Origin of the sequence: Azorhizobium sp. AG788, assembly GCF_943371865.1 — a bacterium.
In the GTDB taxonomy this organism is placed as follows: domain Bacteria; phylum Pseudomonadota; class Alphaproteobacteria; order Rhizobiales; family Xanthobacteraceae; genus Azorhizobium.
The window spans coordinates 64,725-75,113 of the sequence record NZ_CALRWL010000030.1; the positions used below are offsets into that span (position 1 = coordinate 64,725).

Genomic DNA, 10,389 nt, shown 5'->3' on the forward strand with positions numbered 1-10,389 from the left:
ACCGCATTCCTGCGGATGGCCCCCGGTCACGGCGCCGGCGGCTGGCCGATCCCCGCCTTCAGGAGCGGCACCAGATGCAGCGAGCCGGCGCCATTGAGATGGCCGCTGTCGATATAGCCCAGGCTCCCGTCCGGCAGGGTCGGGCGGCAGGTGAGGGCATCGCAGAAGGCGGCGCGGGGCAGCACCACCCGCACGCCGCGCACCTGCGCCCCAATCTCGCCCAGCGCCATCTCGATCGGCGCGGCGTTGGCCGCCGCCGTGGCGGCGGGCAGGTCGCAGGCGCTCTCGTCCAGCCCCAGGAACCGCTTGCGAATGAGGCAGCGGGCGCCGCCGCCGCCGCCGAAGTCCGGCGGCGGACCCACCAGAACCACCGCCTTGCCGGCCGCCGCCAGCTGCGCCACGGCGACCTTCAGCGCCGCCATGGTGGGCGCCAGCCCCGCGCCTGCGGGCCACAGGCCGGCGATCACCACCGTCGTCACCTTGGGGTCGGCGGCCAGCGCCGCCAGCGAAGCGCTGCGAAACGTCTCGCAATCGGCGTCCTCGCGGGTGGCGCCAGCCCCGACCCCCGGCGCCTGCGGGAAGCAGCCGGCCTTGGTCACCTGCAGCAGGCCATAGCCGGTGTCGCGGGCGATGGCATCCAGCGCCGGGGCGTGGTGGTTGGCAAACGAATCCCCCCACAGAGCGATCACCGGCGCATCGGGGGCGGGATCGCCGAACCGGCATTGGGTGCCGGCAGGCGCCAGCCCCGGCCCCTGGAGGCAGGCCTTGGTGCCGCGCCACGAGTCCCCCAGCGCCGCCTGCGCCTTCAGGAACTCCGCGCTGGCCCGTCCCGGCAGACCGCCGGACAGGTCCAGGGCGATTCCGAGCCCCGCCAGCCCCGCCAGCGCCAGCAGGCCGACGGCGATGCTGCGCAGCTCCGAGCGCCGGCTGGCCGGGCCATGGCGGCGAAACCGGCTCTCCACGAAGCGCCAGGACAGGATCGACACCGCCACCGCGCCGCCCACCAGCATCACACCCGCGACCAGCCCCGGATCGCCCCCGGCGTGAAACTTGAAGAAGCCGAGGATCGGCCAGTGCCACAGATAGAGCGAATAGGAGATCAGCCCGATGCCGGCCAAGGGCTTGAGCGCCAGCAGGCGGTTCGCCACGGGCGTGCGCCCCTCCTCCCCGGCCCAGATCAATAGCAGCGCCCCGCCCGCCGGCAGCAGCGCCGAGAGGCCGGGAAAGATGGTGGTGCGATCAAACAGCGCCAGCGCGGCGACGATCATGGCGAGGCCGGTTGCCGCCAGCGCCTCCGGCAGCCAGCGCCCGCTCAGGCGCGGCACCAGGCCCAGCGCCAGCACGGAGCCCAGCAGCAGTTCCCAGGCCCGCGAGGTGAAATTGTAGAAGGCGCTGTTGGGCCGCTGGATGGCATTCTTGGTGGCCACATAAAGCGAGACCAGCAGCACCGCCCAGATCACCAGCCCGCGAAATCGCTTGAGGCGAGGATGGGACAGCACGATCAGCGCCAGCGGAAAGAACAGATAGAATTGCTCCTCCACCGCCAGCGACCACATATGCAGCAGGAACTGCTCCTCGGCGCCGGGGGCGAAATAGCCGGCGGTGGCAAGAAAATGGCGATTGGCCAGAAAAACCGACGCATATTCCAGCGCCCGGCCATAGGGGATCAGCATCACCGGCGGCAAGGTCGCCACCGCCATGGCCGTGGTGGCCAGCGCCACCAGCGCATAGGCCGGCACGATGCGCCGCACCCGGCGATCATAGAAGGTGGCGAAGCTGAACCGGTCCTTGGCCAGATCGCCGGCGATGATGGCGGTGATCAGATAGCCGGAGATGACGAAGAACACGTCGACGCCCACATAGCCGCCGGGCACCAAAGCGGCATTGGCGTGATAGAGCACCACGGGCACCACCGCGAGCGCGCGCAGGCCGCTGATGTCCGCTCTGTACTGCATGCGGAGGTGAGAATCCTGGGCGGGGCGCGCGGGCCGGGAAGCCGTTACGCCGCAGACGGCGGCCGGCAGGTCCCAAGCGCAAAGCCCTCAGCCCCCGCGCTGCCATACAGCCCGGAGCCCTCAGAAGATTCGATCAGTGTCCCACCACTGAAGGGTGTTCTAGAGCATGAAGCCGAAAAGTGGAACCGGGCTTTGGCGGAACAAGAAAGCTCTAACTCGCTGTGGTGAATTGATAATTCAGAATTCAAGCCGACTTTGGATTTCACCGGATTGAGAGCTGATGTCCCTTTTCAACGCCACAGCGCCGTCATGGCCGGGCTTGTCCCGGCCATCCACGCGGTGAGGCCGGGCCGAACGTCCGCAGGTTCTCGCAAGCGGTTGGGCGTGGATGCCCGGCACAAGGCCGGGCATGACGGCCTAATGGCGGCAGTGCCGTTTTTGAACGCCCATCCGGCCGTTTTGGGTGAAACAGCCAAGATGTTTCGGGCTTCCGAGAACCACCCGCCCCTCTGTCACCCCCGCGCCGCCGCCTGCTCCTCGCGGGTGCGGCGGGCGTCCTGGGATTTGGCCACCGCCGAGGCGATGATCACCGCCAGGGCCACCACGCCGATCAGGATGGTGCAGATGGCGTTGATCTCCGGCGTCACCCCCAGCCGCACCTGGGAATAGATCCGCATGGGCAAGGTGGTGGCCCCCGGCCCGGTGGTGAAGCTGGCGATCACCAGATCATCCATGGACAAAGTGAAGGCCAGCATGAAGCCGGACAGCACTGCCGGCAGGATCAGCGGCAAGGTGATGGTGAAGAAGGTCTTCAGCGGCGGGCAGCCCAGATCCAGCGCCGCCTCCTCCAATGCCCGGTCGAAGGTCACCAGCCGCGATTGCACCACCACCGCCACGAAGCACATGGTGAAGGTGATGTGGGCCAAGGTGATGGTCCAGAAGCCGCGCTCGAAGCCGATGGCCACGAACAGCAGCAGCAGCGACAGGCCGGTGATGACTTCCGGCATCACCAGCGGCGCATAGGTCATGCCGGAGAACAGGGTGCGGCCGTAGAAGCGCCCATAGCGGGTCAGCGCCAGCGCCGCCATGGTGCCCAAGACGGTCGCCACCACCGAAGACAGGAACGCCACCCGCAGCGTCACCCACAGGGCGTCCAGCAGCTGCTCGTTCTCCAGCAGCGCCCAATACCATTGGGTGGAAAAGCCCGCCCACACCGTCACCAGCCGCGAGGCGTTGAAGGAATAGATCACCAGCAGCAGGATGGGGATGTAGAGAAAGCTGAACCCCAGCACCAAGGCGGTGATGTTGAACCAGGTGAGATGGCGGCTCATCGCCCGGCCTCCAATTCGCGCGCCTGCAGGTTCTGATAGATCACGATCGGCACCACCAGCAGCAGCAACAGCAGCACCGCCACCGCCGCCGAGGCGGTCCAGGAGCGGTTGACGGTGAACTCGGTCCACAGCGACTTGCCGATCATCAGCGTATCGGAGCCACCCAGCAGATCCGGGATCACGAACTCGCCCACCGCCGGGATGAAGCACAGCAAGGCGCCCGCCGCGACACCGGGCAGGGAGAGCGGAAAGGTGATGGTCCAGAACGCCTTGGCCGGCGGGCAGCCCAGATCCTCCGCCGCTTCCAGCAAGGTGCCGTCCAGCTTCTCCAGCGCCGAATAGAGCGGCAGCACCATGAAGGGCAGATAGGAATAGACGATGCCGATATAGACCGCGAGATCGGTATTGAGGATCTGCAACGGCTCGCTGATCAGCCCCAGGGCGTCCAGCAGCTGATTGAGGAAGCCCTCGGGGGAGAGAATGCCGATCCAGGCATAGACCCGGATCAAGAACGAGGTCCAGAACGGCAGGATCACCAGCATCAGCAGCATGGGCTGGATGCCCTTGGGGGCGCGGGCCATGGCATAAGCGATCGGATAGCCCACCAGCAGCAGCAGCGCGGTGGAGATGCCGGCGATCAGCAGGCTGGAGCCATAAGCGGCGATGAACTCGTTATCGAACGAGAGCACATAGAAGTAATTGGCGATGGAGAGCTGGGACAGGAAGTCCTTGAAACCGGCCCAGCCGGCGGCGGCATCGAACACCGGCGCATAGGGCGGCTGGGCGATCATGTCCTGCGACAGCGAGATCTTCAGCACGATCAGGAACGGCACCAGGAACAGCGCCAGCAGCCACAGATAGGGCACGGCGATGACGAACCGCCGGCCCCACCCCTTCTCCCCCGCCATGGCCATGTGCGTCGCCTTCCTTGAGAGCGCGTGTGTGCGAACCGGGGTTTCGATCTAGCTGGTGAGCACCACGCCCGCATCGGGCGAGAAGGTCACCCACACCTTGTCCTCCCAGGTGATGGGCCGCTCCACCAGCCGCGAGACATTGGGCTTGGACACCTTCACCCGCGTGCCGCAGGGCATCTCCACATGGTAGATGGACAGATCGCCCAGATAGCCGATGTCCCAGATCACGCCGGTGAGGCAATTGGCGGTGATGTCCGCCGGCGGCTCCAAGGCGATGCGCATCTTCTCCGGGCGGATCGCCAGCCACACCGTGTCCCCCGCGTGCGCCTCCACGCTCTGGTCGAGCCGCAGCGGATAAGGGGTCTTGGGCGAGGCCAGTTCGCAACCGCCGGCGCCGGTCGCCACCAGGGTCGTCTCCAGCATGTTCACGTCGCCGATGAAGTCGGCGATGTAGCGGCTGGCCGGCTGCTCATAGATCACCGCCGGCGGGGCCACCTGCACCAATTTGCCCTGGTTCATCACCGCGATGCGATCCGCCACCGTCATGGCTTCCTCCTGGTCGTGGGTGACGATCAGGAAGGTCATGCCCAGCGACATCTGGAGATCCATCAGCTCGAACTGGGTCTCGTCGCGCAGTTTCTTGTCCAGCGCGGTGAGCGGCTCGTCCAGCAGCAGCACCTTGGGCCGCTTGGCCACCGAGCGGGCGAGCGCCACCCTTTGGCGCTGGCCGCCGGAGAGCTGGTGCGGCTTGCGCTTGGCAAAGGTGGTGAGCTTCACCAGGGCCAGCATCTCCTCCACCCGGGCGGCGATGGCGGCTTTGCTCAAGTGATCCTGCTTGAGGCCGAAGGCGATGTTGTCCCAGACGCTCATGTGCGGGAACAGCGCATAGGACTGGAACATCATGTTCACCGGCCGCCGGTAGGGCGGGATGCCGGAAATGTCCTCGCCGGCCAGCGTGATGCGGCCCGAGGTGGGCTGCTCGAACCCGGCCAGCATGCGCATCAAGGTGGTCTTGCCGCAGCCGGAGGGGCCGAGCAGACCGAAGAACTCGCGCTCATAGATGTCGAGGCTGAGGTTCTCCACCGCGACGAAGGCGCCGAAGCGCTTCACCACATTCTCGAACCGGATCAGCGGCGTGGCGGCGGGATCCGCCCATGGCGCGAAGGTGCGGCGCACGGCGCCGATGGTCTGGGTACGCGCCTTGTCCGCTGCCATGCGACCCCCCGCAGTTGCGCTGAGGAGAGGCTATCCGCGTCGTGCCTTCCGCTCAAGCTCTGTGCACGCGCAAAAAGATGGCGGATGCGGTGGCATAGGACGCCAAATGTGGCAGCGGGGGATGGCACACGGTGTTGCAAGCGGGGAATTTCGCGTTGACCACAGCTTCGAGGCAGCTTCGAACGCGCAAGGCTTGCGCCTCCCGAAAGCATGTGGCAGAGACTGCGAACTCGCGGCGCCAAGCGTCGAGAGCGGGCCCCAAGATCGGCGCCCGGCGCGGAGTTCCTCCCGCCCAGCCGATCCGGACGCTGCGGTAGCTCAGTGGTAGAGCACTCCATTGGTAATGGAGAGGTCGAGAGTTCAATCCTCTCTCGCAGCACCAGTTTTCAGCTTCACATCAAAGCGTTATCCTTCAGCGGCGCCAGCGGCGCGTCTGGGCTGGGCGAGCACAATGCAGGCTATGCCTGCAACCTGCGGCACCCAAGCGATCCCCAAGACATCCTCAGGCCAGCTTCCCGGTGCAGGCTCTTGCGATCCCAGGGAGGCATGCGCATGGATCAGGATCGTATCGGCGGCGGACCCGCCCTGGCGCCGGAGGACCACGAGGCGGCCTACTTCGCCAAAGCCGCCGGCATCTCCAGAGATGACGCCCGGCTGCTGATCCGGCGCCACGGCACCCACCGCGCCACCCTCCTGGCCGCCGCCAGAAAGCTCAAATACGCCTGACATCACCGCAGGATGGCGACCTGGAGGCCGTGCCCCCTGGCAGCCCCAAGCCCCTGTCCTGAAGTCCGTGCGCTGCGGCGCTCCCCCGCTCCCCGGGGGGCCGTCGGCCTGTCCGGCCGCGGCGCCGGCCGCCGCACACCGGCCCCCATGGACATCGCACCGCCCCGCACCTCCGGCAGCGCTCGCGCATCGCCAGCGCCCGCCAAACGCTGCTGCCGGCCCCCCGGGCGGGGATCATGCCACCCCAAGGGGCCGAACCCGGCGATCCATGCTTTGCCTGCCGGGCCGGAGGCGGCGGTCGCGCCCTGGCGACAGATGCCTCCCGCGATGCGGCCCCGCAGGCGGGCTCTGTCCGGCATCGGGCGCGTGCCTGACCCGCCAACCGCCGGCGCGGAAGCCGCCGCCGACAGCCCATGACAACCATATGACGGCGTGTGACATTTGGCTGACCCGGCCGCAAAAACCATCGTGTGCGGGCCTGCGGCATAAGGCGGGCGGCACCGTCACACGACCGTCGTGGGAGGCCACTATGGGAAGGCTTCTGTCCTTTCCCCGGAGCCCCCACGATGCTCGTGATCGACGGACTGACGTGCCGATTTGGCAGCAAGGCCGCCGTCTCGGACGTGAATTTGGAGATCGGCCACGGCGCCTTCATCGGCGTCATCGGCCGTTCCGGCGCCGGCAAGTCCACCTTGCTGCGCATGATCAACCGGCTGCAGGATTCCAGCGCCGGCCGCATCGTCTTCGAAGGCACTGACGTCACCGGCCTGAAGGGCCGCGAATTGCGCCTGTGGCGCGCCCAGGCGGCGATGATCTTCCAGCAGTTCAATCTGGTGGGCCGCCTGGATGTGCTGACCAATGTGCTGATGGGCCGCCTGTCCACCATGGCCGGCTGGCGCGCCATGACCAAGACCTGGAGCGCGGAAGACAAGGCGGTCGCCCTCTCCGCCCTCGATCAGTTCGACATCGCCACCCTCGCCGCCCAGCGCGCGGACAGCCTCTCCGGCGGCCAGCAGCAGCGGGTCGCCATCGCCCGCGCTCTGGTGCAGGAGCCGCGCATGATCCTGGCGGACGAGCCCATCGCCTCGCTGGACCCGCGCAACACCAAGGTGGTGATGGATTCCCTGCTGCGGATCAACAAGCACTTCGGCATCACCGTGCTGTGCAACCTGCACTCCCTGGAGTTGGCCCGCACCTATTGCGACCGGCTGATCGGGATGGCGGGCGGCAAAGTGGTGTTCGACGGCGCCCCCGATGCCCTCACCGCCGACGTGGCCCGCGATCTCTACGGCCTGGAGGCCGACGAGGTGATGGACCTGGACCACGCAATGCCCGCCGCCGGCGGCCACGCGCCGGCCGCTCTGCCGGCCACCGCCGCACCGGATCGCTGACCGTTCCACACGGGCGCGGGCGCTGCGCCTGCACCCTGCTCTTTGCCACCAGGACCCTGCCGGCGGGCCGTGCCTCCGGCGGGATCGCGTTCGGGGCCCGTATGGCCCCGGGGAGGACACCCGCCGCCCCGGTGCCGGATGTCCGCATTCCCCCTGTCCCTCGCGGGCCGGCGGGCCACCGGGCGCCCTCGGCGCCTGCCGCTGCCGGGCCGTGAGGCTCACCCGCGTCTCACCCCCCTTTCCCAAGGAGACTGCCATGTTCAACCGTCGCACGCTCATCGCGGCCGCTGCCGCGCTCGCCCTCACCTCCGGCGCCGCCGGCGCCCAGGAGTGGAAGAAGCAGTATCCCGAGCTGACCTTCGCGGTGATCCCGGCCGAAAACGCCTCGGCCACCACCGACATCTACACCCCGTTCGCCGAATATCTCTCCAAGGAGATCGGCGTTCCGGTGAAGCTGCGCATTGCCAATGACTATGCGGCGGTGATCGAGGCCCAGCGGGCCGGCACGGCGCAGATCGCCTTCTACGGCCCGGCCTCCTATGCCCGCGCCGTGCTCACCGGCGTGAAGATCGATCCGCTGGTGGTGCAGCGTCACAACACCGGCCTCACCGGCTATTATTCGGTGGTGTGGGTGAAGGCGGACAGCCCGTACAAGACCCTGGCCGATTTGAAGGGCAAGACCATCGCTTTGGTGGATCCCAACTCCACCTCCGGCAACCAGGCGCCGCGCTACTTCCTGAACAAGGAAGGCTTCTCGGTGGACAGCTATTTCGGCAAGAGCGTCTATGCCGGCAGCCATGACAATGCCGTCCTCGCGGTGGCCCAGGGCACGGCGGATGCCGCCGCCAACGCCTGGAACTCCGAGGACGACAATTACCTGACCCGCCTGCTGGCCCGCGGCCTGCTGAAAACCGCTGACGGCAAGCCGCTGACCAAGGCCGACTTCCGCATCGTCTTCAAGTCGGACTTCCTGCCCGAAGGCCCGTTCGCGGTGTTGGACTCGCTTCCCGCCGACTTGAAGGCCAAGATCAAGCAGGCTTTCCTCGACGCGCCGAAGAAGGACAAGGCGGCCTTCGACAAGCTGTCGAACGGCAAGGATCTGGAATTCTCGCCGATCAGCGCCAAGGACTATGATGGTATCATCGGCATGGTCAAGTATAACGACGACCAGCGCAAGAAGTCCTGATTGGATCCTCGGGCGGGGGCCGGCAACGGCCCCCGCCCTTTTTCGTGAAGAGCGCATCCCATGCCCGCCACCGTTCCCACCCTTCCGCCGCCGCAGGCGCACGCTTTGGCCGCCGCCTATGACCGCGCGACCGCGACCCGGCGCCTGAAGTCGCTGGCCGTGGCGGTGGTGATTGGCGCTTTGGTGCTGCTGGCCGGCTGGATCGCCGAAATCCGCCCCGCCGCCTTCGCCCATATCGCCAATTTCACCGATTATCTGGCGAAAACCATTCCCAGCATCTCCGCCGCCACGCCCCGCGCGGACATCGTCGGCTGGTATTGGGACTTGCGCCACTGGGCGGCCCTGTTGGGCGAAACCCTGCTGATGGCCTATCTCGGCACCCTGGCGGGCGCCATCGGCGGCTTCATCCTGTGCTTCCTGGCCTCGGCGAACCTGATCCGCAATCCGGTGCTGCGCTTCTGCACCCGGCGCTATCTGGAATTCTGCCGCACGGTGCCGGACATCGTGTTCGCGCTGATCTTCGTGTTCGCCTTCGGCCTCGGCCCCATGCCGGGGGTGTTCGCCATCGCCATCCACACCACCGGCGCGCTGGGCAAATTGTTCGCAGAGGTGGTGGAGAATATCGACATGAAGCCGGTGGAGGGCCTCACCGCCACCGGCGCCAGCTGGATGCAGCAGGTGCGCTTCGGCGTGCTGCCGCAGGTGCTGTCCAACTTCGCCTCTTATGCGCTGCTGCGGTTCGAGATCAATGTGCGCGGCGCCGGCGTGCTGGGCTTCGTGGGGGCCGGCGGCATCGGCCAGGAGTTCCTGGTGGCGATCCGCAATTTCTATTACACCGACGTCAGCGCCATCCTGCTGATGATCATCGGCACAGTGATCCTGATTGATCTCGGCACCGAACAGGTGCGCCATCGCCTCCTCTCACAGGATCAGCGCGCGTGAGCCCCCTGCCCGACACCGCCCCCACCACCCCGCGCCCCACCCTGGCCGCTTTGGCGCTGGCCGACATGGCCGGTATCCGCGCCCGCAACCCCGCGGTGTTCAAGAGCGACATCGCCGGGCGCACCCGCGCCGCTCTGGTCATCTTCGCCTTGCTGGCGCTGGCGATATTCGCCTTCTGGGCGTTGGACTTCAGCGCCGCCCGGCTGATGGCGGGCATGGACCGGCTCGGCCTGTTCGTCTCGCTGCTGTTTCCGCCCGATGCCCATGGCCGGCTGCCCGCCTTCATCAAGGCTTTGGGCGAGACTTTGGCCATCGCGCTCATCGGCACGCTCACGGCGGCGCTGGTGGCGTTTCCCTTCGCCTTTCTGGCGGCGAAGAATGTCATTCCCAATTTCTTCGTGCATTTCTCGCTGCGCCGGATCTTCGATGTCTCGCGCTCGGTGGACACGCTGATCTGGGCGCTGATGTGGATCAATGTGGTGGGCCTCGGGCCGTTCGCCGGCGCCCTGGCCATCGCCTGCTCGGACTTCGGCGCCTTCGGCAAATTGTTCTCCGAGGCCATCGAGGCGGCGGATCGCAAGCCGGTGGAGGGCGTGATGGCGGCGGGCGGCAGCGACCTGCACCGCATGCGCTTCGCCTTGCTGCCGCAGGTGCTGCCGGTGATGGCGAGCCAGGTGCTGTATTTCTTCGAATCCAACACCCGCTCGGCCACCATCATCGGCATCGTCG

General features: G+C 67.3%; 9 protein-coding genes and 1 tRNA gene. 6 read left to right on the forward strand and 4 right to left on the reverse strand.

Annotated elements, in window-relative coordinates:
* Positions 1 to 26: 26 nt before the first annotated feature.
* The 4 genes from AAG816_RS17265 to AAG816_RS17280 all read right to left on the reverse strand — a co-directional run bounded on the left by AAG816_RS17265 (position 27) and on the right by AAG816_RS17280 (position 5,415).
* A complete protein-coding gene (locus AAG816_RS17265) occupies positions 27 to 1,955 on the reverse strand; it encodes an acyltransferase family protein (RefSeq protein ID WP_341990899.1) in 1,929 nt (642 codons plus the stop codon).
* Positions 1,956 to 2,467: 512 nt separating this feature from the next.
* On the reverse strand, positions 2,468 to 3,286 hold the full coding sequence (locus AAG816_RS17270; RefSeq protein ID WP_341990900.1) for an ABC transporter permease subunit: 819 nt from the start codon (positions 3,284 to 3,286) through the stop codon (positions 2,468 to 2,470).
* A complete protein-coding gene (locus tag AAG816_RS17275) occupies positions 3,283 to 4,200 on the reverse strand; it encodes an ABC transporter permease subunit (RefSeq protein ID WP_341990901.1) in 918 nt (305 codons plus the stop codon). The genes AAG816_RS17270 and AAG816_RS17275 overlap by 4 nt, the downstream gene beginning before the upstream one ends.
* Positions 4,201 to 4,248: 48 nt before the next feature.
* Complete coding sequence (locus AAG816_RS17280) at positions 4,249 to 5,415, reverse strand: ABC transporter ATP-binding protein (RefSeq protein WP_341990902.1); 1,167 nt, start codon at positions 5,413 to 5,415, stop codon at positions 4,249 to 4,251.
* A gap of 307 nt (positions 5,416 to 5,722) precedes the next feature.
* Between AAG816_RS17280 and AAG816_RS17285 the strand changes: the two genes are divergently transcribed.
* The 6 genes from AAG816_RS17285 to phnE (AAG816_RS17310) all read left to right on the forward strand — a co-directional run.
* A tRNA-Thr gene (locus AAG816_RS17285) sits at positions 5,723 to 5,797 on the forward strand.
* 170 nt (positions 5,798 to 5,967) lie between these two features.
* The gene (locus AAG816_RS17290; RefSeq protein ID WP_341990903.1) at positions 5,968 to 6,141 is read left to right on the forward strand and encodes a DUF3606 domain-containing protein; all 174 of its coding nucleotides are present in this window, start codon (positions 5,968 to 5,970) and stop codon (positions 6,139 to 6,141) included.
* 566 nt (positions 6,142 to 6,707) lie between these two features.
* Complete coding sequence (gene phnC, locus AAG816_RS17295) at positions 6,708 to 7,532, forward strand: phosphonate ABC transporter ATP-binding protein (RefSeq protein ID WP_341990904.1); 825 nt, start codon at positions 6,708 to 6,710, stop codon at positions 7,530 to 7,532.
* A 256-nt stretch (positions 7,533 to 7,788) separates the two neighbouring features.
* Entirely contained in the window at positions 7,789 to 8,718 is a 930-nt protein-coding gene (gene phnD, locus AAG816_RS17300; protein WP_341990905.1) for a phosphonate ABC transporter substrate-binding protein, read from the forward strand.
* A 60-nt stretch (positions 8,719 to 8,778) separates the two neighbouring features.
* Entirely contained in the window at positions 8,779 to 9,660 is an 882-nt protein-coding gene (phnE, locus tag AAG816_RS17305; RefSeq protein ID WP_341990906.1) for a phosphonate ABC transporter, permease protein PhnE, read from the forward strand.
* 65 nt (positions 9,661 to 9,725) lie between these two features.
* Positions 9,726 to 10,389, forward strand: a 664-nt coding sequence (gene phnE / locus AAG816_RS17310) for a phosphonate ABC transporter, permease protein PhnE (protein WP_341990910.1), incomplete at its 3' end; no start/stop codon positions are given.

What these genes read in the sequence shown, in the direction of transcription:
- AAG816_RS17265 (WP_341990899.1), bottom strand. Translation starts at nt 1,955, where the DNA reads ATGCAGTACAGAGCGGACATCAGCGGCCTGCGCGCGCTCGCGGTGGTG.
- AAG816_RS17270 (WP_341990900.1), bottom strand. Translation starts at nt 3,286, where the DNA reads ATGAGCCGCCATCTCACCTGGTTCAACATCACCGCCTTGGTGCTGGGG.
- AAG816_RS17275 (WP_341990901.1), bottom strand. Translation starts at nt 4,200, where the DNA reads ATGGCCATGGCGGGGGAGAAGGGGTGGGGCCGGCGGTTCGTCATCGCC.
- AAG816_RS17280 (WP_341990902.1), bottom strand. Translation starts at nt 5,415, where the DNA reads ATGGCAGCGGACAAGGCGCGTACCCAGACCATCGGCGCCGTGCGCCGC.
- AAG816_RS17290 (WP_341990903.1), top strand. Translation starts at nt 5,968, where the DNA reads ATGGATCAGGATCGTATCGGCGGCGGACCCGCCCTGGCGCCGGAGGAC.
- phnC (WP_341990904.1), top strand. Translation starts at nt 6,708, where the DNA reads ATGCTCGTGATCGACGGACTGACGTGCCGATTTGGCAGCAAGGCCGCC.
- phnD (WP_341990905.1), top strand. Translation starts at nt 7,789, where the DNA reads ATGTTCAACCGTCGCACGCTCATCGCGGCCGCTGCCGCGCTCGCCCTC.
- phnE (WP_341990906.1), top strand. Translation starts at nt 8,779, where the DNA reads ATGCCCGCCACCGTTCCCACCCTTCCGCCGCCGCAGGCGCACGCTTTG.